General features: G+C 61.0%; 20 protein-coding genes. 10 read left to right on the forward strand and 10 right to left on the reverse strand.

All coding sequences use genetic code 11. The annotated features are described in order from the left end of the window. Positions 1-85: 85 nt before the first annotated feature. Positions 86-1,029 (forward strand): IS630 family transposase gene (locus FJ970_RS01195; RefSeq protein WP_227791897.1). Its coding sequence is split into 2 segments (ribosomal slippage): positions 86-422 and positions 422-1,029, totalling 945 coding nucleotides; the frame shifts between segments, so codons are not numbered across the junction. 84 nt (positions 1,030-1,113) lie between these two features. Here the strand turns inward: FJ970_RS01195 and FJ970_RS01200 are convergent. The 8 genes from FJ970_RS01200 to FJ970_RS01235 form a co-directional block, all read right to left on the reverse strand. Beyond that, the gene (locus tag FJ970_RS01200) at positions 1,114-2,052 is read right to left on the reverse strand and encodes a glycosyltransferase family 2 protein (RefSeq protein ID WP_140762678.1); all 939 of its coding nucleotides are present in this window, start codon (positions 2,050-2,052) and stop codon (positions 1,114-1,116) included. An 87-nt stretch (positions 2,053-2,139) separates the two neighbouring features. Continuing rightward, positions 2,140-3,261: an acyltransferase family protein gene (locus tag FJ970_RS01205; protein ID WP_140762681.1), complete on the reverse strand. Its 1,122-nt coding sequence runs from the start codon at positions 3,259-3,261 to the stop codon at positions 2,140-2,142. Positions 3,262-3,358: 97 nt separating this feature from the next. Next, complete coding sequence (locus tag FJ970_RS01210) at positions 3,359-4,438, reverse strand: glycosyltransferase (protein WP_140762684.1); 1,080 nt, start codon at positions 4,436-4,438, stop codon at positions 3,359-3,361. Between the two features lie 169 nt (positions 4,439-4,607). Further along, positions 4,608-5,939, reverse strand: a complete 1,332-nt coding sequence (locus FJ970_RS01215; RefSeq protein ID WP_140762687.1) for a UDP-glucose dehydrogenase family protein — start codon at positions 5,937-5,939, stop codon at positions 4,608-4,610. A 49-nt stretch (positions 5,940-5,988) separates the two neighbouring features. Continuing rightward, entirely contained in the window at positions 5,989-6,849 is an 861-nt protein-coding gene (locus FJ970_RS01220) for a family 16 glycosylhydrolase (RefSeq protein WP_140762812.1), read from the reverse strand. A 122-nt stretch (positions 6,850-6,971) separates the two neighbouring features. After that, positions 6,972-7,373 carry a hypothetical protein gene (locus FJ970_RS01225; protein ID WP_140762690.1) on the reverse strand — a complete coding sequence of 134 codons (402 nt, stop codon included), beginning with the start codon at positions 7,371-7,373 and terminating at the stop codon, positions 6,972-6,974. 273 nt (positions 7,374-7,646) lie between these two features. Continuing rightward, positions 7,647-8,669 (reverse strand): glycosyltransferase family 2 protein, encoded by a 1,023-nt coding sequence (locus FJ970_RS01230; RefSeq protein ID WP_140762693.1) that lies wholly within the window; start codon positions 8,667-8,669, stop codon positions 7,647-7,649. Between the two features lie 65 nt (positions 8,670-8,734). Then, positions 8,735-9,865, reverse strand: a complete 1,131-nt coding sequence (locus tag FJ970_RS01235) for a nucleotidyltransferase family protein (RefSeq protein WP_140762696.1) — start codon at positions 9,863-9,865, stop codon at positions 8,735-8,737. Positions 9,866-10,364: 499 nt separating this feature from the next. Here FJ970_RS01235 and FJ970_RS01240 point away from each other — a divergent pair, with 499 nt between their 5' ends. From FJ970_RS01240 to FJ970_RS01265, 6 genes are all read left to right on the forward strand, one after another. Then, the gene (locus FJ970_RS01240) at positions 10,365-10,517 is read left to right on the forward strand and encodes a lasso peptide (protein WP_140762699.1); all 153 of its coding nucleotides are present in this window, start codon (positions 10,365-10,367) and stop codon (positions 10,515-10,517) included. A gap of 136 nt (positions 10,518-10,653) precedes the next feature. After that, entirely contained in the window at positions 10,654-10,953 is a 300-nt protein-coding gene (locus FJ970_RS01245) for a PqqD family protein (protein WP_140762702.1), read from the forward strand. Positions 10,954-11,062: 109 nt separating this feature from the next. Then, positions 11,063-11,455 (forward strand): lasso peptide biosynthesis B2 protein, encoded by a 393-nt coding sequence (locus FJ970_RS01250; RefSeq protein WP_227791997.1) that lies wholly within the window; start codon positions 11,063-11,065, stop codon positions 11,453-11,455. Next, positions 11,452-13,374 (forward strand): lasso peptide isopeptide bond-forming cyclase, encoded by a 1,923-nt coding sequence (locus tag FJ970_RS01255; RefSeq protein WP_140762708.1) that lies wholly within the window; start codon positions 11,452-11,454, stop codon positions 13,372-13,374. Before FJ970_RS01250 ends, FJ970_RS01255 begins: the two co-directional genes overlap by 4 nt. Then, positions 13,371-14,348 carry a serine kinase gene (locus FJ970_RS01260; protein WP_140762710.1) on the forward strand — a complete coding sequence of 326 codons (978 nt, stop codon included), beginning with the start codon at positions 13,371-13,373 and terminating at the stop codon, positions 14,346-14,348. Before FJ970_RS01255 ends, FJ970_RS01260 begins: the two co-directional genes overlap by 4 nt. After that, positions 14,341-16,185, forward strand: a complete 1,845-nt coding sequence (locus FJ970_RS01265) for an ABC transporter ATP-binding protein (protein ID WP_140762713.1) — start codon at positions 14,341-14,343, stop codon at positions 16,183-16,185. The genes FJ970_RS01260 and FJ970_RS01265 overlap by 8 nt, the downstream gene beginning before the upstream one ends. Before the next feature lie 23 nt (positions 16,186-16,208). Here FJ970_RS01265 and FJ970_RS01270 read toward each other — a convergent pair whose 3' ends face one another. After that, on the reverse strand, positions 16,209-16,484 hold the full coding sequence (locus FJ970_RS01270; RefSeq protein ID WP_140762716.1) for an exopolysaccharide production repressor exox: 276 nt from the start codon (positions 16,482-16,484) through the stop codon (positions 16,209-16,211). A gap of 600 nt (positions 16,485-17,084) precedes the next feature. Between FJ970_RS01270 and FJ970_RS01275 the strand changes: the two genes are divergently transcribed. Both FJ970_RS01275 and FJ970_RS01280 read left to right on the forward strand, forming a co-directional pair. Next, positions 17,085-17,762: a sugar transferase gene (locus tag FJ970_RS01275; protein ID WP_140762719.1), complete on the forward strand. Its 678-nt coding sequence runs from the start codon at positions 17,085-17,087 to the stop codon at positions 17,760-17,762. Positions 17,763-17,847: 85 nt separating this feature from the next. Beyond that, positions 17,848-19,104 carry a polysaccharide biosynthesis/export family protein gene (locus FJ970_RS01280; RefSeq protein ID WP_181178752.1) on the forward strand — a complete coding sequence of 419 codons (1,257 nt, stop codon included), beginning with the start codon at positions 17,848-17,850 and terminating at the stop codon, positions 19,102-19,104. 362 nt (positions 19,105-19,466) lie between these two features. Here the strand turns inward: FJ970_RS01280 and FJ970_RS01285 are convergent, their stop codons facing one another. Further along, on the reverse strand, positions 19,467-20,765 hold the full coding sequence (locus tag FJ970_RS01285) for an O-antigen ligase family protein (protein WP_140762725.1): 1,299 nt from the start codon (positions 20,763-20,765) through the stop codon (positions 19,467-19,469). A gap of 317 nt (positions 20,766-21,082) precedes the next feature. Here FJ970_RS01285 and FJ970_RS01290 point away from each other — a divergent pair, with 317 nt between their 5' ends. Beyond that, positions 21,083-21,835, forward strand: coding sequence for an SDR family NAD(P)-dependent oxidoreductase (locus FJ970_RS01290; protein ID WP_140762727.1), 753 nt, complete (start codon positions 21,083-21,085; stop codon positions 21,833-21,835). Positions 21,836-22,042: the final 207 nt, after the last annotated feature.

Here is a 22,042-nt window from a genome sequence, read left to right on the forward strand (position 1 = left end):
GCGGGATGAGATTTATAAGAGTCGTGAGATTCCCAAATCATCGCAGTTCTGATTCAACATGCATGCTGGGAGGAGGCCAGCATGGATGGCAGCCTATTCGATGGACCTTCGCGAGCGGGTTGTAGCCGCGGTCAAGACGGAAGGGCTCTCGCGACGCGCGGCGGCGGCTCGATTTGGCGTCAGCTACAGCGCGGCCATCGCGTGGCTTAAGCGCGTCGAAGAGACTGGCAGTGCTGCGCCTCGCCAGGTCGGCGGCTACAAACCGAAGAAGCTCTCGGGAGCGTGGCGCGACTGGCTGATCGAACGCTGTCACGACAGGGACTTCACCTTGCGCGGGCTTGTGGCCGAACTTGGCGAGCGTGGCCTGAGGGTCGACTACCGTTCGGTGTGGGAGTTCGTGCATGCCGAGAAGCTCAGTCACAAAAAAAGACGCTGATCGCCGTCGAACAGGATCGTCCCGATATCGCGCGACGGCGCATGCAGTGGACGAAGTATCGGGACCGGATTGATCCGACGCGACTGGTCTTCATCGACGAGACCTGGACCAAGACCAACATGTCGCCGCTAAGGGGCTGGGCGCCGGTTGGACAGCGCATCAAGGCCAAAGTGCCGCATGGCCACTGGAAGACCATGACCTTCCTGGCCGCGCTGCGCCACGATCGCGTCGAGGCGCCCTGGCTGATCGACGGACCTATCAACGGCGAGAGATTTCTTCTCTATGTCGAGAAGGTTCTCGCTCCGACCCTCCAGCCGGGCGACATCGTCATCATGGACAATCTCGGCTCGCACAAAGGCAAGGCGGTGCGCCGCGCCATACGCGCCGCCGGCGCCAGGCTCTTCTTCCTGCCGAAATACTCGCCCGATCTTAATCCGATCGAACAGCTCTTTTCAAAACTCAAGCACTGGCTGAGAAAGGCAGCAAGCCGCACCGTCCAAACCGTTTGCGACGCGATCGGCCAAATTCTCAACCGCATCACACCGACAGAATGCTCACACTACTTCGAAAACTCCGGATATGACCGAAACTAATCTCATCCCGCTCTAGCGCACACCCGTCGGCGACTCAGCGATTGCTAGATTCGCCGACTTTACGCAATTCCCGACGAAAAAGCGCTACGCACCAATTGCTCTAGAATGCTCGAATGGACTGCCGTACCGCTTGATCATGCTCCTGATCTGCTCGTCATTGGCGCTCTGCCCCACATTCGTGAGATGGAGAGCCGAGGTCTGCGTCCCCTGCCATGGGATGGGGAACCATCCGTTTCCAGCCATCACGTACGAACTTCCTGCCCTGCGTCCCATCCAGAACAGCCAGACATCGTCGGCGCTTGGACAGAGCCGCATAAATTCTGCTTCATCCAGAACTTCCGGCGCTAGTGAACCGGGCGGGTAGAGCACGCCACCCACACCGGTCGGAAACAGGATCGGAGAGGCGGCCCTGGGGTCAAAATACCATTTGTGGTAAGGTGCGAGATTGCCGGCTTCGTCGAACCTGACCGTATGGGCCCGATGGCAGACGATCGTCCTTTCAGCCGCTAGCATAACCATCCGCTCCAGCCAACGACCGGAATAGTAGACGTCGTCGTCGGCAGTCACGATGAAGGCATTCGGAAAGGCAGCCAGCGCCGGAACAATTTTCTTATACGATCTACTGTTTTTGCAGGAGCGTATTTCCAGTCCGTGAGCTTGGAGTTCCGTGACTGATTTTGGCAGTGACACGATATCCTCCTCGGCGATCCATAGGATCGTCCTGTCCGCCTGGACCGATTGAGACAAGAGGCACTTCAGCGTCAACGGGAGTGTCGAAAATCGTGCTGGATAGGACGTCAGGGAGACGATCAATTCTCCCGGGAGTTGATGCGTTCGGCCTGGCCGCGACAGTTTCCACCTGAGGAAAAGCGCGGAGCGTGCCGTCGCCTGCGAGGAAAGACTCGACGTGGTCCGGCGAAGCATCGCAAGTCGCCAGCCGGCAGCATGGCGCAGACGCCTTGTTGCTCGTTCAAGACGGCCTTCTGTGCCGCGTTCCGCTTGGCGCCCGGCCATCATATCCAAGTCCGATCCTAGACCATCGACCATTCCAAAACGTAAAGGGAATTGTTCGCAGGCGCAACATCGATTTGTGCGCCGCACCATGCATCATCACGCACGATCATGAAGACTCCCATCGCAGGCGGGAGTAGCTTGTTTGGAGGTATCGAAAGTACTCGTAAGGAAACGGCGTATCGGGATATCGTAAATCTTGTACACTATGAGAGAAAAAACCGCAATTCCAAATACATGCGCGCAAGACAACACGGAGGGAACTACTTGATCAAACAGGCCAAGTCTGTACATAAGCGGATCCGACCAAGCATACATTGGCTCATGCAGTACGTATATAGGGAAAGATACCGCGCCTGAAATCGCGGCGATTTTCGCCCCAACCCCATCCAGCTGCGCGTTGGCTCCTGTAATCACAATTAGCGGGAAAACAATCAGGACAGACAAAGCAGCCATGATTGTATTTCCAATATTTCCCAAATCCGGCACGGCAAAAATCGCTATCAAGATCACTGGAAGGGTCCATGCTGGCGCCCTTACGCGACTTATCCAGCTGTCCCCCAAGCGCCGAAAGATGATGACGCCGAGAAAAAACGAACATGCGGTGCGGGGTAAACCGGCCAGAAGCATCCATCCGTACGGACCATATTGGTTTCCGATGAGACCGAAATCCCCTTTTACAGCAACCGCGATCAGGTAGACCACTGCAGTAAAAACTACAATTAGTTTCAATGAACTGTTTGTGAGCCTATATAGAAAAGCAGCGAACCCTATATTCACCAAAAGCTCAAAGAATATCGACCACAGAGGCTGATCGGCATAAAATGGCTGGTTGGCTATGGAGTTTGGAAACGGCATCGGAATTGCTGCTATGCCGAACAATGTGATCTCTATCGTGTCCGCTATTCTGCCTTCATTTCTTATTTCCTTCAACAAAATGAACGCACCACCGAGGAACGCCCCGAGGATTATCAGAGGATACAGCCTTATCAGGCGTTTTATCAAAAACCGGCGGAGGCTCATTCCAGCGATCAGTTTGGGCTCATAGGCGTAGGCGATCACAAACCCGCTCAGGAGAAAAAAGAAATCCACCGCCAAAGGTGCGTGTTGCAGAAAGCCACCATCGTCCGCGAACCACCAGCGCCGATGGAACAGAACGACAGCGATCGCCGCGATGCCTCTGAGGCCATCCAACATTACAAACTTGTGTTTTTCTGCCATTCTTACCCTTCGGGCGCTACGTCGAGATCCGGTCGAGCGCCAAAAGCCGCAGTCGGGGTAAATGCCCAGTAAGTGAGCGACCAGCTGGCGCTCAAGTCTAAGCAGCTTGCCGTGCGCCCTGCCGCACTGCCCTGTCCAATATCGAGAAGAAAGTAACGAACTGACGGTCCGGATCGAGTTCCGGACGCGCTGCGAAGCTGCGCGCGAGGCCTGAGATCCGATCATATTCCTGGTTGTCGTTCCACAGAAGCCTGACAGCCGCGACCCAGTCGGCGACCGGGGCGTCATAGTCCAGCACCGCGCCGCCAGGCCCGATCGCTTCGGGCAGGCCGCCACGCCGCGAGCCAACGACAGGAATGCCGCAGCAATGGGCCTCCGATGCCACTCGCCCCCAGGCTTCTTCCCATTTGCTGGGTGCCAGCAGGATTCTGGTGCGGCCATAGACAGTCTTCATGTCGGTGGTCCGGCTCTCCAGCGTCACATTGCCAAGCGGTGCGATCGTTTCCTCGATGCGCGCCCGATGATCCTCTTCCAGCTTCCAACTCTCGACGAACAGGAACGGGATTTCGGGGCAAGCGCCCGCTATGCGTACCGCGAGCTCAAAGCCCTTTTCCTCGTAGGGATTGATTAGCGTGACGAACTGGCCCGTGGTCGGCGTGCTGTAGTGCATCGGGTTGATGGTCGGCGGAATTACCGCCGCCTCAATACCGAACTCCTTGGCGTAGGTGCGCGCGGTAAACTCCGAATTGGCGATGTAGAGCGCCGAGTCCAGGTCGCGCAGGTCACCGCCCAACTCATGAAATTCGACATTCCTGAGATAGACGACGAGCGGCACGCCCTCGGTCTGCAGCGCCTTGCCGAGCGGAACCGATTTATGACACTGGACAACCGCTACGTCCGGCCTCATCCGGTTAACCGCAAAACTGGCGACTTCCCAGGGAAACCATGCCCGCACCACCGGATAGCCGGGAAAACTGTCGACGACCGCGGGCTGGCGCAAGAGCTTCATTTTGGCGCGCGCCTTGAAACCGAAGACACCATCTCCGAAGAGGGCGGCAAGCACCGCGGCCTCATGCCCGTGCTCGATCAGTTGTTCGGCCAGATGATGGGTGCTCGACTGAACGCCGCCGCTGAATTCAGGCGTGTAGCCATTGCCGCCTGCAAAAAGAACTTTCATGGGGTCTCCTTTCCGACGCAACAGGCCAAAGCCGCCGCCTCGCTTTCGAAATCGTCCCTGGTGATTTTCCCGGACTTCACAGCATCATCAGCCGCAATTCTTTCCGCGCCTGGCGCGCTTGTCTTGGTTGCCCCATCCGCCCTATTTCGAGCTTGTCTCCGCCCCGATCTCATGCCGCCATTCTGCCGATCGAGTGATATTCGATGCCGTGGCGCGCCACGACCTTGGGATCGTAGAGGTTGCGGCCATCGAAGATGACCGGCGTGGTCAGTGCATCCTTCAGCGCATCGAAGGACGGTGCGCGGAAACTCTTCCATTCGGTGGCGATCAGCAGCGCATCGGCGCCGCGCAATGCCGCTTCCTTGGTGCCGCACAGCATCAAGTCGTCGCGCAGCCCATAGACGGCCTGGCATTCCTGCATGGCCTCGGGGTCATAGGCCTGCACGGTCGCGCCGGCGTTCCAGAGCGCTTCCATCAGGACACGCGCGGGCGCCTCGCGCATGTCGTCGGTGTTGGGCTTGAAGGCCAGGCCCCACAGCGCGAAGGTCTTGCCCTCGAGGTTGCCCTTGAAATAGCGATGCACCTTGTCGAACAGGACGGATTTCTGGTCATTGTTGCGCTCCTCGACGGCGCGCAGCAGCTTGGCGTCGAATTTGACGCCCTCGGCGGTCTTGATCAGGGCGCGAACATCCTTGGGAAAGCACGAGCCGCCATAGCCGAGACCCGGATAGATGAAATGGTAGCCGATGCGCGGATCGCTGCCGATGCCTTTGCGCACCTCCTCGATGTCCGCGCCGAGCTGCTCGGCAAGGTTCGCCATCTCGTTCATGAAGCTGATCTTGGTCGCCAGCATGCAATTGGCGGCGTATTTCGTGAATTCGGCGCTGCGCACGTCCATCACGATCATCTTCTCGTGGTTGCGATTGAAGGGCGCGTAGAGTTCGCGCATCACCGCCTCGGTGTCCTCGCTGTCGGTGCCGACGATGATGCGATCCGGCTTCATGCAGTCGGCGACGGCGGAGCCCTCCTTGAGGAATTCTGGATTGGAGGCGACGTCGAAGCTCAAATCCTCGCGCCCCCGCTTCTTCAGCGTCTCGGCGATCCTGGCCTTCACCTTTTCGCAGGTGCCGACCGGCACTGTCGACTTGCCGACGACGATCTTGGCGGTATCCATCTCGCGGCCGATGGTCTCGGCGACCGCCAGCACATATTTGAGGTCGGCCGAACCGTCCTCGCCGGGCGGCGTACCGACCGCGATCATCTGGATTTCGCCATGCCTGACGGCAGCCGCCGCATCGGTGGTGAACTTGATGCGGCCAGCGGCGTGATTCTCCCTGACGATGCTTTCAAGGCCTGGCTCGAAGATCGGGACAAAGCCCTGATTGAGCCGCTCCACCTTGCTTGCGTCGATATCGACGCAGACAACCTGGTGGCCAACTTCGGCAAGCACCGCCGCCTGCACGAGGCCGACATAGCCAATTCCAAACACCGTCAAGTTCATTCGGTTTCATTCCCATCCAGGGCCTGGAGCCGCTTTCGGTCCGGCCGGTTCAATTCGTCTTTCCCAACTCTTTTACGCTGCATACCAGCGATTCCGGAAACTGGCAGGGCTGACCGAGCGCGGTGAAGGCAACACGCTCGACCTGCAGCGAAAGCTTGCGGCCCGGATCGGCAAACGCCCCCATCCAGCCCTTCATCGTGTCGCTGCCCCAAAGGCTGAAGAAAATCTTCTGAGCATGGCTGGGCAGCTTCGCAGGATCGGTAATGGTGTTCACCAGCTGACCGTTGAGGTACCAGCGCAGACTATCCTTCTCCCAGACGAAGGCGTAGTCGTTGAAGGCACTGTCGGTGCCTCCGGGCACGTCGACCAGCTTCTCGTTCTTGCCCTTGCCGGCGATGTAGGCGTTGACCTGCACCTTGGACGTGTCCTTGGTGAGGATCTCAAAATCGATCTCGTCCCAGGGCTGCTTGTCGGACGGGCCGATATAGGAGAAGAAAGCCGCGTTGAGGCCGGGGCCCGTATCGGTTTTCATCCGAGCCTCATAGGTCCCATAGCCGAAGCGCTGCTTGGTCTGGATCTCGCCGCAGGCGAACTCACGATCCTTGGTCTTCTGCTTCGCGAAACCCAGCGAAAGAACGCCATCGGAAAGCTCGACCAGGCCTTTCGACCAGGTGCAATTCTGATGGCTGCCGTTTGTCCAGCCGTCCGAAACGTACCAGCGCTCATGGTCGAAACTCTTGAAATCGTCGACGAAGGAGGGCGAGGACTGGATATCCTGCGCATGAGACGGGGTTGCCGGCAGGCTGCCAAAAACGGCAAGCAGCAAAGCGACCGCCAGGCCGGACCGCCAGCCGAAATGCAGGGCGGCGTCGATTGCTGTCGTGGACATGATTTTGGGATCCGAATTCATGACAAACTCCCCTTTGCGCTGTGCGTTCCCAACCCAAAGTCGACGTTTGAACCGCTTCCAAACGGGCCAATCTTGACCACTCCTTGCATCACCTCCATCGTAACGGTCCCGCGCCGCCACCTTCACCCTCGGCCGGCTCCTGTCTGCCTGGCCGATTCGACCGTGGCCGGTGAATCGGCGGTCCCATTCTCGTGGAAGACCACATCAAGCGAATGACGGAACTCACGCATCATGCCGCCCTGGCGCGACAGTGCCGCGATACGACGCTCGCTGTTCAAGATGGACTGCGTCAACGCGCTGACCTCGGACGAGCGGCGGTCGGAGGCCGAACCGTTTTCCATGGCTTCGACAAGGAAGGCCGCGTTGGTCGCCTCCTTGCGGTAGCGGCTTTCCAGGCCGGTTTTCTCGGCATCGATTTCGGCCGCGATCTGCTCGAACAGCTTCGCCAGCCGGTCCAGACGCGCAACGTCTGTCTGCATGTCGCGCGCCGGATCCCTTGATCTGAAGCCGAATATCGAAGCCATGAACTTAAACTCCCGTCATCGTCGGCTTTCTGGGTCGGCTTTCTGGCCGGGCCTGAAACTCATACCGCGTCGTCCACTCCTCTGACGAAGTGAGACTTCGGACCAGTCCGATCGGGGGCTAGTTCGGCTGGTCGTTCAATTTGCTGCACCGCAACATAGATTGCCATCCCCGGAGCCGCGAGGCAACCACCCAATTCGTAAACTCATAAATCCGATCGAAATGGTTGCGTGCTGGGCCCGCGGCCGGCAGGCAAGACGGAACGTTCCCGTGCCTTACCGTGCCTTGCCCGCGCTGGTTCCGGCCATCAGGAAACGCAGCGGTGGCACGCGCTTGTTCCTGGACACGAGGCCAATATTGCGAAACAACGCCTCGAGCTTGTCGGATGCCACGCCCTGGACGATGGGAACGAGGTTGGATTGGCTTGCGAAGGCGTAGGCCGCTGCGGAAGCGAGGCCCCGCTCGGCCTTCACATCGAGGAAATTGCGCAGCCGGTATTTGTCGCGCACATGCCTCTCGTGCCGCCGCAGCACCGCCTTGGACCCTTCCGGCAGGCTGTCGATGGCCAGCAGCGCCAGATCTGCATCGGCCAGCCGCTTCAGGTCCTGCGTCTTGTGGCGGCCGCTGAGCGAATCGGCACGCACGATGGCGCCGTAACCGCAGGAACGGATGACCTTGAACCGTGCCCCGTGGGCAACCGCCCGCGCGTAAAGCTCATAGTCCTCACCCAGTCGCAGGCTTTCGTCGTAGCGCAATCCGTGGCGGTCGAGGAAGGCGCGGCTGATCACGGGCTTAAGGAAGCCGAGTTCGCCTCTTTGCACGCGGCGCCTGGAAATGTTGCCTTCCACGAACCGTTCGAGATCGAGGAATTCCGGATCGGCGGCAAAATCCGGGGCGACGATCTTGGTCGCGTCGCCGGTCGCGTCATCCCTGATGAGCATGATGTTGTCGGCGGCGAAATCCCAGTCGGCGCCGGCAAACAGGTTGCGAAACCGGCCCTCGAGGAAGAAATCGTCGGCGTCCAGAATGCTGACGAACGGTGCTCGTGAGCCGGCGATCGCGGCATTGCGGGCAAAGGATGGGCCGCGATTGACGTCGAGGCGCATGACTGTAAGCCGGCCGCTGCCATCGTTTGCGGAGCGGGCGACCTCGGCGGTCGTGTCTGTAGAGCCATCGTCGACGACGACGACCTCCGCCACTTCCGGTTCGCGCAGCGCGGATGCGATGGCAACCGCGATCGTGCGCGCCGCGTTTTTGGCCGCGATGATCACGCAAACCTCGGATTTCGTCATCGACATGGAATTTGCCTCTTGCACAGGTTTCGTTCTGCCCTCGCCCTGTACGCGTTCGATATTCATCGCCCTCACGGACTGGCCGGCCGTTCGAAGATGCGGCGGCTGATGTCCGCCGAGGCGGCCCAGCCAGCCTCGGCTAGGTAGCGGACGGGAGCCCGGCCGCACAATTCCCACAAAACTGTCCGCCGCTGCGGCCAGCGCAGCGACGACAGCCATGGCGCGATGACCATGTTGAGCAGGTCCTCATTGCCGATGCGCGACAGGATCGGCTTGGCCCGCTCCGATAGAAGCGTGCCGGTGCCGCCCAGCAGCACATCGGCGGCGCGCAGGCCGAGCAGCAAGGTGTCGTCCAGTCCCTGGCTCACCGCGGCATCGAGCACACGCTGCTGATCGGCCTCGTCGAGGCGGCTGGAGCTGGCCCTGATATCGCAGACATAGCCGGCGCAGGGTTCGCGGTTGAACAGGGCCTTGGCGACGCTGATGCAGGACAGCATCAAAGTGTCGGCCGCCGAAGTGAAGGGGACTTCGACGCCGGTGATCTCGACCAGCCGTTTTCGCCGCAGGAACCCGTCGGCATCGCGCGGGCTGGGCGAGCCGGGCTGCTGGAGCCGGTAATGAAGATCGACCGTGGATGATTTCGGCCCATGGCCGCGAACCATGTGCTGTTCGCCGAGGAAGCGGACCCACCAGACCGAACGCGACTTGCCCGACACCTCGTAGCCGATCGCGCGCAACGCTTCGCGTGCCTTCAAGAACCCGGCCGGCGAGACCAGGATGTCGACATCGCCGGCAGGCTTCATGAAGTGATCGTCGTAAAGCAGATGCTGCTGGAACGGCCCTTTCAGGAAGACGAAATCGATCCGCCTGTCGAGCAGCGCCTCGTTGATGGCCATCGAATCCATCAGGCAGGCGGCGTTCATCGAAACCGTCCTTCTGCGATAGGTTTCGAGCCACTGGAAGAGCTCGGCCGGCCTCTCATGCGCCAGCGCACGCGACAGCGCCTTCAGAACGAAGGTTCCGACCTTGTTCAGCCTGGCGATGTCGGTGACGGCAGCGACTGAAAGGCCCGGCGGCGACATCTCGCCGACCGAGGCGGCCGGCGCAGCAAAATACAGCCGTAAGCAGGCCTGCACATAGGCGATCTCGTCGGCGCAGTCGGTTGCGCGCAGTCGTTCATAAGAGCTTTCCGGCAAGGCCATTGAGCGCACAGTCTCCAAAAAACGGTTTGCGCGTCGCGTATGCTGCAAGTGCGAAGCAAAGCATCCTTAAAAACCGCGGCGTCGTAAAGCCCTTCCTTTCGCAGTGCAAGATTTTGCAACCATAACGTTTGCCAGCTTCCCGCGAAAGTGACGAGGTGCATGGACTCAATTCCAACCCTGTCGCGGCGCGTTAGCCGAGCTATCGGCGATGGTCAACTGAAAGAGGGATATAGTTTAGCGTCATCTAAAATCAATCGCCTGCGTGAATTTCCCTCAAAATAGCAAAATCCTACATGGTTACCGGAAGCAATCGCCGATTTCATGCGGCTTCACCTCACGAGAGGCGGATCGCCACGTCGAATGACGTTCGCAACCCACAATTGATTAACGCCAGGTAAATGAGACTTGACTCATAAATGTTGCCGTGCAGCTATTGCAATGCAGCATTTAAGTGCTGACGGCAATCGACAGGCCGTTTCAAGTCCTTATGGAGAGTAAAATGGAACAGAATGTTGAAAAGCATGAGTATGAAACGCCAAACCTGACGGTACATGGTTCGATCGAGACCATCACCCAAGGCGGCGGCGGCAGCACGGCGACCGATGCGTCGTTTCCCGCACACACCCCGATCGGCGACCTGACGTTCTCCTGAGACCAGCCTGTTTCTGGAGGAATGACGTTGGGCCTCCAGGATCGAAGACAATGAAATGGAGCCGGGGACGAAAATCCCCGACTTTCCCCGTCGAACTGATGCCGCGTAGACCGTGTGTTGCAAACGAGGTTTTAGGATGAACTGGAACCCAACCGAGCACGATTGCGTGAAGGCCACCAGGGACGCCGTTGCTTGCGAATTCGGCGATGGTCTCGCGCTTCTCAACCTGAGATCCAATATTTATTACAGCCTCAACGGTGTCGGCGCTTTCATCTGGGAACTGATCCAGGAACCCAAGCCGATCGCCGATATCCGCAGCGCCGTCCTCGCGCGCTACACTGTCGACGCCGAGCGCTGCAAGGCCGACGTCGACGCATTGCTGAAAGGCCTTGCGGAAAACGGGCTTGCGAGGCTTGAGCATGAGGCACTCGTCTAGGCAGGTGGCGCAGAACGCCATGGTTGCGCGGCAAAGACCTGTGACGCAGAGACCCCCCACGCCGATGAAGCAGCGGCCTGGCAGGCGGAGCCTGACCAGAATTTTGTCCTTGAGCGGCTCGGAAGCGCTTTTCCTGTGCCGTTGCCTGCTGGTGGTCGCGACCGTCCGGGTCGGGCTGACAGTGTTCTCCTACAACCGCGTCCGCGCGATGGTGACCCGGCTCAACGCGCGCCAATGTGCCAGCATGGGCGAGTTGCGGCTCGTCGCCTGGGGGGTTGCAGCAGCCGCACGGTTCGTGCCGGGCGCCACATGCCTGACCCAGGCGCTTTCGGGCCAATACCTCCTCGCGCGCAAGGGCAATGCGTCGAATATCCGCATCGGCATCGAGCGCGGTACGGGCGAGCAATTGAAGGCGCATGCCTGGCTGGTCAGCGACGACCACATCGTGCTCGGCGGATCCGTCGATGGCTTCGCCCACCTGATCGACCACGGCAGCCTATGAGCGGCGTGGCCGGAATCCTGCTGCGACAGGCTCCCGCGCCGGCTGAAGCGGCGAGCGGCATCCAGCAGATGCTGGCGCGCATGCGCCATCGTGGTCCCGACGGAAGCTCGTGGTGGCTGGACAGCGGGATCGCGCTTGGCCACGCCTGGTTCAACACGACCGACGAAGCCGGCCCCGGCCCACTGACCATGGCTGGCGGCAAGCTGGCCATCACCGCCGACTGCCGGCTCGACAACCGCGACGAACTGCTCGCCGGGCTCGGCATCAGGGACAGTTCAGTCGCCGATGCGTCATTGCTGATGCGGGCTTATCTGCGCTGGGGTGAAGCCTGCCCGGTGCATCTGCAAGGCGATTTCGCCTTTGCCGTCTGGGATGCCGAACGGCAGCTCTTGTTCTGCGCGCGAGACCATTTCGGAGTGAAGCCATTCTACTACCACGCGGCGGAACGACGCTTTGCCTTTGCCTCCGAGATCGGGCCAATGCTCGGCCTCGAGGGGGTCGATGCACGCCTCAGCGAGCACCGGATTTCCGGATTCCTGGCCGGCCTGCCCGACGACCCGCAGTCCACGCCCTACAGCGACATCTTCGCCCTGCCGGCGCGTCACAGCCTCACGGTCACCGCGCAACGTCTGGTGCTGCGCCGGTACTGGCAGATAGAGCCGTCGCAGCGGGCGCCGCGGTCGGACGCCGCTGAGGAATTCGCCCATCTGTTCTCGCAATCGGTCCGCAATCGCATGCGGGGGAGTCCGTCGGTCGGCGCTATGCTGAGCGGCGGCCTCGATTCCTCCTCGATCGCCTGCGTGGCCGGGCTGCAGAATGCGGCCGGGCGCAAGCCGAAGCTGCCGACCTTCTCACTGGTTTTCGAGAAGGGTTCATCGATGGACGAGCGCTCCTTCATCGATGCCGTGCTGGATCAGCAGAAGGCCGATCCGACGCTGATCCATGTCGGCAATTATGCGCCCTTCGCTGAATTCGAACGGGTGCTGGAGGAGCAGGAAGGCACTTTCCTGGCGCCGGGCCTGACGCTGACCCGCGGCATATACCGGACGGCGGGCGCCAAAGGCATCAAGGTGCTGCTCGACGGCCATGGCGGCGACGAAGTTGTTTCTCAGGGACATGGCCATCTGCATGAGCTTGCCAATGGCGGCAGATGGCTGGACCTCTGGCGCGAGGTGCGCAGCGCCTCCAACACCTATGGCGACAGCACGCTCGGCCTCTATTTCCAGTTCCTCACCATTTACGGGCCGGCCTGGCGCATCGCCAAGCTGCGGCGTTTGGGGAACCGGGCCCTGAACAGGATACGCGGGCCTGCCCGATCGCAGCGTGGCCGGAGTTGGCGCGACCTGATCAATCCGGACCTTGCCAGGCGAACCGAGATCATCGACCGGTTCCACCGAGCCGGCTATATGCCGCCCGGCGTCCGGGCCAGCGATGCGCTCAGCCACCGTTGGATCCTGTCCAACGGCTATGTGCCGCACTCTTTCGAGGTTCTGGACAAGGTCGCCGCCAATTTCGGCGTCGAACCGCGTTATCCGTTCTGGGACAAGCCGCTGGTCGAATTCTGCCTGGGGCTGCCGGGCGAGCAGAAGCTCAGTCACGGCTTTGGCCGCTACGTGCTGCGTCGGGCCATGGAGGGTATCCTGCCGGCGGCTGTCCAGTGGCGACGCGACAAGATCGATTTCACCGCCAATCTCGTCAACGGCATGGTGCGCAACCATCGCGGCCTGCTGGAGCAGTTGCTGGTTGGCGATGCGGGTCGCATCGCGCCCTATGTCAACCTGCCGGAAGTAAACGCCGCCTATGCGCGGCTGTTGCATCAGCCGGACCAGGCGGCGGCGCTCGATGTCCAATATGTCTGGCGCTCGGCGTCACTGTCGTTGTGGCTGCGGCAGGTCCAGCATGGGGGGAGCCCCGCATGATGTCCCGCCATGAGCCGTTCGCCGGCGATCTCGACCATCCTTTCCGGCGCGGCAGGATCGCCGGAGAACGGCGTTACTACCGCGCCTATGGCCTGATCATCGCGTCCGAAATATCACTGCCCGAACTGGAGCCGGCGGAGCCGGCGGCGGCCGACATCGAGATCGCCATCGGCCCGATCGATATGCCCAAGCCGTCGGCGGAGGCAACGACCGTCTTCCGCTTCGAGCCTGGCCGGCAGTATCTGGCCTGGGAGGCCGTCGGCGCATTCCTGATCAGCGACGCCCGCCGCATCGATGTCCAGCCGGCACCCGGCGTCGGCGACGCCTTGCTTGCCTTCCCATTGCTGGGACCAGTGCTGGCGCTGCTTTTGCACCAGCGCGGCCTGCTCGTCCTGCACGCCAGCGCCATAGCCGTGACCGGCAGGGGCGCCATCTTCATGGGCGACAAGGGCGCCGGCAAATCGACGACGGCAAGCGCGCTGATCCGGGCCGGGCACGATCTGCTCACCGACGACGTCGTGGCGCTTGACCTGGCAGACTCGGACCAACCGATGATAGTTCCGGGGTTTCCGCAGATCAAGCTTGCGGCCGATGCCGCGGCGGCGATCTCGCTTGGGCAGGCGCAAGTGCGGCCGCAGGTGCATCCCGCGATCGAGAAGATGCAGCATCGCCTGCACGGCGCCTTCGCCGGCAACAGGGTGCCGGCGACCAGGATTTATATGCTCGAGCGCGGCGAAAGGGCCGGGATCACCCCATTGCCTCGCATCGCCGCCTTGCCGGCCATCATCAAATTCTCCTACGTGACGCGTTTCGGCCGCGCCGCACTCTCCGGCGATTTCGCGGCGATGCATCTTCACCACTGTTCAGCAATCGCTAACCATGTCGGCGTGTGCCGGCTGGACGTTCCGACGGGCATCGACAGGATCGGCGAGGCTGTGGCGCTGATCGAAAAGGAACTGGCTGGAGATGCCTAGGTCATCGATCTTCAGCCTGTCGCTGTTTCGCGATGTCGCGGCGTTCGGCGCCGTCATTGCCCAGATCGGCGGGCGGCGAACCTGGACGGCGCTGCTGTTCCTGATCCTCGGCAGCCTGACGGAAGGCATCTCGATTCTGCTGCTGGTGCCGCTGCTGCATCTGGTCGGGCGTGCCGACCAGGATTTCGCGGTCAGGCTGCCGAACATTGATTTCGTGCGCTGGCTGGTGCCCGGCGGAACGCTGCAGCTGACCACAGTGCTTTGCGCGCTGGTCGGGCTCGTTGCCATGCAGGCAGCCTTCAACCGCTTCAAGTCGGTCTATATGGCAAGGCTGCTCTTCGATTTCATCAACCGCTTGCGCATGAACCTGTTCGAGAGCATCGGCAAGGCGCGGTGGGGCGTGTTCACGCGCATGCGCGGCTCCGATCTCGACCATGCTTTGACCGGTGACATCGACCGCGTCCAGGGGGCGGCTTTTTCCCTGCTGATGATGGTTCAGATCACCGTGCTGCTGGTGGGCTATCTCGTGATTTCCATGTTCATCTCGCCGGTCATGACGGCGTTTGCCGTCATCATCGGCATCGTGATGTTCATAGCGCTGCAGCCGTTTCGCTCGCGGGCCACCGCCTTCGGCCGGATTCTGACGACCAATCGCCAGGACCAGTACCGCACGGTCTCGGAATTTCTCGGTGGCATCAAGGTGGCCAAGAGCCTCAATGTCGAGGCCAGCTATTTCGCGCAGCTGCGGGCCACGCTCGAAAAGATGAAGGCCGACAACATCGCTTATGTGCGCAACAGCTCGATCGGCACCGCCGTGTTCCAGGTGGCGAGCGTCGTGGGCTTGAGCCTGTTCATCTATGTGGCGCTGGTCCGCTTCCACCTGTCGCTGGCCGAGATCGTCGTGCTGCTCCTGGTCTTCATGCGAATCGCGCCGCGCTTCATGGACATGCAGACGCAGGCCCAGCAGGTGCTGATCAACCTGCCCGCCTATACGGCAATGCGTAGCCTGCAGGCACGTTTCGACGCCGAGCGGGAGCCAGGCCATGTCGAACCCAGGGATGCCCGCAAGCTGACCCTCGATACGGGGCTGAACATTCGTGACGTCTCCTTTGGCTATGACGACGGCGCCGGCAAGGCGGTGGTGAGCGACATCACCTTCGGCCTTCCGGCCGGCAAGGTCACCGCCCTGATCGGCCCGTCCGGATCAGGCAAGAGCACGATCGCCGACATGCTGCTCGGGCTGCTCGAGCCGACCGCAGGCAAGATCCTCGTCGATGGCATCGAGATCGATGCCGGCAATCGCCGCCTGTGGCGCGATCAGGTGGCCTATGTGCCGCAGGACGTGTTCCTGCTGCATGACACGATCGCGGCGAACCTGCGGCTTGCAGCCCCACGGGCCAGCAACGACGAATTGTGGACGGCGTTGCGCGCCGCGCATGCCGGCGAATTCGTAGAACGGCTCGACCTCGAACTGGAGACGGTGGTCGGCGACCGTGGCGTGCGCCTTTCGGGCGGCGAGCGTCAGCGCATCGCGCTGGCACGCGCGCTGCTGCGCAAGCCCTCACTGCTCATCCTGGACGAGGCAACAAGCGCGCTCGACTGGCAGAATCAGTCGCTTATCGCCAGGTCGATCGACGGCCTGCGCGGCACAATGACGATCCTGACCATCGCGCACCGGCCGTCGATGATCGCCTTCGCCGACTGGGTGGTGGCGATGGAAGACGGCCGTGTCGTGGAAGTCGGGCAATATCAGCGCCTGAAGGCGAAGCCGCGGAGCCGGCTGTCCATGATGCTATCGGGAGAACAGTCGGAGACCGAACCCGCCGATGTGGCCTGAGGACGGTGATGTCGTCGTGGGACCTAATGCAGGCCCCGCCGGGCGCTGCCGAGTTTCTCGCCCTCGGGCACTTCGGTGGAGTTCTGCTTTCTCTCGGCTTCGCGCAGCCTGTCGGCTGGCGTCGGCGCGCTCCTGACGATCATGGCGTAGACAACCGCGAAATAACCAGCCTGGATGACCATGGCGCAGATGATGACGCGCAGCAGCGTCGTGCCGAACGAAGCTCCACCCAGCCAGGACCAGGCGACGACGATCGCGAGCGCGAAAAGCATCCCAACGATGAATTTTGGAAGCGACATACCCAACAGCCCATAAACCGGCTCGGGTTATATCCAACGATAGCCCCACCCGAGCGCCGTCCCTTGTGATGCGGGCTTGTTAAGTCGCCCGCTCTCGACCGGTTGCTTCCGGCCTTTCAACCTGTCGCGACCATGACAGGTATAATTTGCAATTCTATTAAGGCGGGCGGAAGGCGGCAAGGGCAACCGCACAAATTTTTGATTGAGCTTACGCGTTCGACTCTGCCATGCTGCAATGCACACGCCCGCATTTCACTCTACCTGCAGCCGCCAAAAAATTCGAGTATACTTATAATATTAAATAGTATTTTAGGTGAACAATTTCCAATGTGGCGTCTTCCTAAAGCACTAATATGCTCCGGGCCCCTGCGCGAGGAACGCGCCGCCCAGGAACCGCCCCAAAAATGTCCAGATTTTTTTGTCCTTGCCCATTTATTGTCACAAATGTGCTAAACATCCTGAAATTTGTGCAAAACGAGCTTATTATTTAGTCAATTCATGACGCGACTATTTCAAGGATATGGAAAATTGTGTGTTGCGCTGCAACATTTTTTTGATATCGTGCGGTAAACCATTCGTTCAACGCATGGAGTTTTCCGCATGAGGGACATTGCCAAGTCAGCCACGGCGGGCTTTTCGCAGGCTGACACCGACTTCCCGCCGCCGATCGGCGGCCTCATCAAGCGGAGCTTCGACATCGCCGGTTCGCTGGCCGGACTGATCGCGCTCGGCCCGCTGTTCATCATGATAGCGTTGCTCGTCAAATTCTCCGATGGCGGATCGATTTTCTACGGTCATCGGCGAATCGGGCGCGGCGGACGGCTCTTCTCCTGCCTCAAGTTCCGCACCATGGTTCCGAACGGGGACAAGGTGCTGGCCGCCTATCTTGCGACCAATCCAGACGCCAATGCGGAATGGATGGCGACCCGCAAGCTGAAGAACGATCCACGCGTCACCCGCGTCGGAGCGGTCCTGCGCAAGCTCAGCCTTGATGAGTTGCCGCAGATCATCAACATCCTCCAGGGCGATATGAGCCTCGTCGGGCCTCGCCCGGTGGTACGCGACGAACTGGAAATCTACGGCAGCGCAGCCGTCTATTATCTGAAGTCCCGGCCCGGCCTGACCGGCCTGTGGCAGGTCAGCGGTCGCAACGACGTTTCTTATGACAGCCGCGTCGCGTTCGATCGACACTATGTCGAGAACTGGTCTCTGTTCGAGGACGTTCGCATCATCATCAGGACCGTGCCGGCCGTCTGGATGTCACGCGGGTCTTACTGATAGGCCGCCTGACCCAGGCATCCGGCGGCAAGCTCATCGGGCGATGGGGGCTATAACGGATCGGAACGCTCAGTTGAAAACAGACATGTTCGAAGTCTTTGGCAGCGGCCCGTTTTCCGGCCGCTCGCGGCTCTTGGCGGCGTGCCTTACGATGTCGCTCGCTTTTCCCCAGCTGGCCGCCGCCGACGATTACCGTCTGGGCTCCCAGGACAAGCTCACCATCCGCATCGCCGAATGGCAGACCGTCGAAAGCGCGTTCCGCGACTGGTCGTCGGTCAATGGCCAATACACGGTCGGTCCGGCCGGCACGCTGTCGGTGCCTTTCGTCGGCGAATTGCCGGCGGCGGGCAAGACCACGGCGGAGGTCGCCGCGGCGATCGGCGAGGCGCTGCAGCACAAGCTCGCTTTGTCGGACAAGCCTGAAGCCTCGGTCGAAATGGCGCAATTCCGGCCGTTCTACATTTCGGGCGAAGTGCAGAATCCCGGCCAGTTTCCGTATGTGCCCGAACTTACCGTGCTGAAGGCGATCAGCGTCGCCGGCGGCATCAGGCGCAACACCGACTACGGCCCGCAGATCGGCAAGGACCTGGTCACCGCCAAGGGCAATTTCGATATTTCCGACGACCTGCGCGTGCGGCTGATCGTCAAGCGCGCCCGTATCGACGCCGATATGGCCGGCAAGACGAGCTTCGAAGCGCCGAAGGAGGTCGAGGGCGATCCGCGGCTGCCGACCATCGTCAACGACGAGATGACGATCCTGACCGCCGACCAGAAGGCGCTGAAGCTGAAGCTCGAGGCGCTCGACGATCTCAAGGGCGTGCTGCAGGCGGAAATCGAATCGCTGCAGAAGAAGATCGTCAACCAGCAGAAGCAGGTCGACCTGGCGCAGCAACAGCTGGCCAGTATCGGTCCGCTGGCGCAGAAGGGCCTGGTCGCCAATGCCAGACTTCTGGATTCGCAGCAGTCCGTGACCGACCTGCAGGGCAAGATCCTGGACTACGAGACGGCCATCCTCACCGCCAAGCAGGCAATCAGCAAGGCGACGCAGGACGCCATCGACGCCCAGAACACCTTGAGCTCGAGGCTCGCCTCCGACCGACAGCAGACCGAAGCCGACCTGAACGAGGCCGCGCTGAAGGCGAATATGCAGAAGGGCCTGATCGCCCAGGCCTCCGATCCGGCGACGACGGCCGCCATCACCAACGACCAGCAACCCACCTTGCTCTATTCGCTGGTGCGCGATGTCGACGGCAAGACCAGCGAAATCACCGCCAAGGAAGACACGCTGGTGCTACCTGGCGATGTGATCAGGGTCAAGCTGGCGCCGCTGGCCAGCCAGTAGGACGCGGAAGTTCGCGCGGCCTGCCGCTTCGAGACCCATGGCGCAAAGACTTTGAACCTCCGCCTGGCCTGCCCGGCGGAGGTTTTTGCCGATACAGCATGTCGCGGCGAATAGGATTCGCCCGACCTGCTGCAAGCTTCTGATTTTATGCATGTCGTTATCCCGGAACCGAGGACACTTCCGGGCGACATGCATCAGGATTTCCAGCACCGGGAAACGAAAGGGGCTGTCGACGCGACACCGGACGGAGAACCGTCCCACATTCTTTTCCTGGAATGGCTTCGGCCCGCTCCAACTTGCGCAGCACCTGACGAAAAACCGCTAAGCACTTTTCCTGGAAGGGCTCCAGCGGGCCCTCGTCATTACTCGGCCGCCGCTGGACGATGGGGCCAGGCTGCCTCTCCACCCTTCGCATCCGCAGGCTCGAAGGCCGGCGACCATCGCTTGCGGGTGACCGGCAACCGCGCCGGCTTGAAGAAGCTGAAATACATCAGGAAGGAGCCCATGATGTAGGGGTTGAGAATCTCGACCTCGACGAAGGAGCGGATGAGCAGCAGCACCATCACGCCGATAAGGACCACCGATTCGGCCTGCCATGTCTTGAAGACCACCGCGGCGATATGGCCTAAGAGCGTACGCAGCATGATCAGCGATAGCAGCACCGCCCCGGTGAAGCCGAGTTCGACAAGGGCTTCGACATAGGTATTGTGGAAATGGAAGCCGGTGCGGGTGGTGATGTAGAATTCGTTCCACAGCCGCTCCGCTTCGGCAAAGCCTTGCACCCAATAGGCGGCGTAGCCGACGCCGAGGATCGGCGACCGCATCGCGGCGTCCCAGCCCTGCTCCCAAAGATAGGTGCGCCCGGTAAGCGTCGAATCCTTGCCGAATAGGCCAAGCACGAAATCCATGAGCCCGAGATTGAGGGCGACAATGGCCACCACGACGATCATGCCGGCGCCGATCACGAAGATCACCCGACGATAGCGCCGCGACAAAAGCTTGCTCATCGCAAGAAGCGCCACCAGCGCCAGAACCGCCGGTATCGAGGCTATCGAGGTGGCGGAATGCGATACGATCAGTACATAGACCGACAACAGCACGACCGGCACGGTCAGCATGAAGCTCAGTCGGCCACGCCGAAGAAAAGCAAGAAACACGACGGAGAAATAGATGCCGAGCGAGCCGACGAAGCCGATCTGGTTCTTGGAGGCGAAGGCGCCGACGAAATTATAGGTGCCGTCGAGGACGTCCTCGGAATAGCCGTCGACTTTCATCGAATACAGCAGGACGAAGAATATGCCGACCAGGGCGCCTATCGTCAGGGTGCGCACACTGACGGTGCGTGCCGCGACATAGGCGCAGGCGATGTGGGAAAGGTACTGAACCGCCGTTCTGGCGGTGATGCCGGGAGCCTGCGACCAGAACACGGAGAAGCAGACATAGGCCGCGAACAGCAGCGGCAGCCAGGCACTGGATAGTTGCCGCAGGAACCGCCGGTAGTCGACCAGAATAAGTGGAAGCCAGACGGCGTAGTAGGCCAGGATCAGCACCTGGCCGAAAATGACGGAATAGGAGAACGCCCAGATCGAGACGGCAACGGCAAAGCTGCCATAAACCGAATTCCTTTCGGGATCGACGAGCAGGGACTTGGGAATCTTCATCTCAGGGTCCCGTCGACACGACCCCAGACCGGCAGGCCGCAAACCGGCCGGCATATCCGCAAACAGGGGCGTACAAGAAACGGCATCTCCATTGTGCAGTGCAATATAACCTATCGCACCCCATGCTCAATGGCAAATCCGGTCACCTTGTCTTACAGCGCGGCTATCGCCGAGAGATCGCACGCCGTAGTCCAGCCGGTTTTGGCCCAGACGATCCGGCCGCATGCGGGCTTGAACTCGGCCTGCGGTAACATCACAGTCCCCGAACACGGCCATCACATAGGCCGACTTCAGCCAGGATGGACAGGGGGAATGACATGCCGATGAACTTCGCGGGACGATTCGCCGGCCGGTCGGCGTTGATTACCGGCGGCGCCTCGGGCATCGGCTTGGCCGTCGCGCAGAGGATCGTCAACGAAGGCGGGCGCGTCAGCGTCTGGGACCGCGATGCCGCGCAGATCGAACAGGCGAAAGCCATTGTTCCCAGCCTGTATGGGGTCATGGTGGACGTTGCGGATGCGGCAAGTGTGGAGGCCGCCGCACAATCGACGATCGAAGCCCTTGGCGGCGTCGACATACTGGTCACCAGCGCGGCCATCACCGGCCCGAACATGACGACCTGGTCCTATTCGACCGAGGACTGGCAAAGGGTCATCGACATCAACATCAACGGCGTCTTCTACTGCAACAAGGCGCTGGTGCCGCACATGCTCGAGCGCAACTATGGTCGCATCGTCAACATTGCCTCGATCGCCGGCAAGGAAGGCAATCCCAACGCTTCCGCCTACAGCACCTCGAAGGCGGCGGTGATCGGCCTGACCAAGTCGCTCGGCAAGGAGCTCGCCAAGACCAAGGTGACGGTCAATTGCGTAACGCCGGCCGCCGTGCGCACCGCGATCTTCAGGCAGATGAGCCAGGAGCACATCGACTTCATGCTGTCCAAGATACCGATGGCGCGCTTCGGCGAAGTCGAGGAGGTGGCGGCGCTGATCTCATGGATCGCCTCGGAGGAATGCTCGTTCACCACGGCCGCCGTGTTCGACGTTTCGGGCGGCCGCGCCACTTATTGAGCCGGATCGAGGCAGTTCCGAGTTGGCCCGAGCCAACTACAATTCCGCGTGACGAAGCAACGATTGGTGCTGGAAAGGCTTATGGTAGCTGACGTCTGAATGCCATAACAGGGGTATGCCATGACACGACGAGAGAGCCCGGCAGCTGCGATGCCCTCCGGCCACCGTGCCGGTGGCGTGCGATCGACGGGCGCCGCGAACATCATG

The sequence above is a fragment of the Mesorhizobium sp. B2-1-8 genome (assembly GCF_006442545.2).
GTDB lineage: Bacteria > Pseudomonadota > Alphaproteobacteria > Rhizobiales > Rhizobiaceae > Mesorhizobium.

Excerpts from the sequence above, each read along its gene's own strand:
- FJ970_RS01275 (WP_140762719.1), top strand. The coding sequence starts at position 17,085 with ATGAGGGACATTGCCAAGTCAGCCACGGCGGGCTTTTCGCAGGCTGAC.
- FJ970_RS01280 (WP_181178752.1), top strand. The coding sequence starts at position 17,848 with ATGTTCGAAGTCTTTGGCAGCGGCCCGTTTTCCGGCCGCTCGCGGCTC.
- FJ970_RS01220 (WP_140762812.1), bottom strand. The coding sequence starts at position 6,849 with ATGAATTCGGATCCCAAAATCATGTCCACGACAGCAATCGACGCCGCC.
- FJ970_RS01290 (WP_140762727.1), top strand. The coding sequence starts at position 21,083 with ATGCCGATGAACTTCGCGGGACGATTCGCCGGCCGGTCGGCGTTGATT.
- FJ970_RS01260 (WP_140762710.1), top strand. The coding sequence starts at position 13,371 with ATGATGTCCCGCCATGAGCCGTTCGCCGGCGATCTCGACCATCCTTTC.
- FJ970_RS01235 (WP_140762696.1), bottom strand. The coding sequence starts at position 9,865 with ATGGCCTTGCCGGAAAGCTCTTATGAACGACTGCGCGCAACCGACTGC.
- FJ970_RS01245 (WP_140762702.1), top strand. The coding sequence starts at position 10,654 with ATGAACTGGAACCCAACCGAGCACGATTGCGTGAAGGCCACCAGGGAC.
- FJ970_RS01270 (WP_140762716.1), bottom strand. The coding sequence starts at position 16,484 with ATGTCGCTTCCAAAATTCATCGTTGGGATGCTTTTCGCGCTCGCGATC.
- FJ970_RS01240 (WP_140762699.1), top strand. The coding sequence starts at position 10,365 with ATGGAACAGAATGTTGAAAAGCATGAGTATGAAACGCCAAACCTGACG.
- FJ970_RS01225 (WP_140762690.1), bottom strand. The coding sequence starts at position 7,373 with ATGGCTTCGATATTCGGCTTCAGATCAAGGGATCCGGCGCGCGACATG.
- FJ970_RS01210 (WP_140762684.1), bottom strand. The coding sequence starts at position 4,438 with ATGAAAGTTCTTTTTGCAGGCGGCAATGGCTACACGCCTGAATTCAGC.
- FJ970_RS01285 (WP_140762725.1), bottom strand. The coding sequence starts at position 20,765 with ATGAAGATTCCCAAGTCCCTGCTCGTCGATCCCGAAAGGAATTCGGTT.
- FJ970_RS01230 (WP_140762693.1), bottom strand. The coding sequence starts at position 8,669 with ATGTCGATGACGAAATCCGAGGTTTGCGTGATCATCGCGGCCAAAAAC.
- FJ970_RS01215 (WP_140762687.1), bottom strand. The coding sequence starts at position 5,939 with ATGAACTTGACGGTGTTTGGAATTGGCTATGTCGGCCTCGTGCAGGCG.
- FJ970_RS01205 (WP_140762681.1), bottom strand. The coding sequence starts at position 3,261 with ATGGCAGAAAAACACAAGTTTGTAATGTTGGATGGCCTCAGAGGCATC.
- FJ970_RS01255 (WP_140762708.1), top strand. The coding sequence starts at position 11,452 with ATGAGCGGCGTGGCCGGAATCCTGCTGCGACAGGCTCCCGCGCCGGCT.
- FJ970_RS01265 (WP_140762713.1), top strand. The coding sequence starts at position 14,341 with ATGCCTAGGTCATCGATCTTCAGCCTGTCGCTGTTTCGCGATGTCGCG.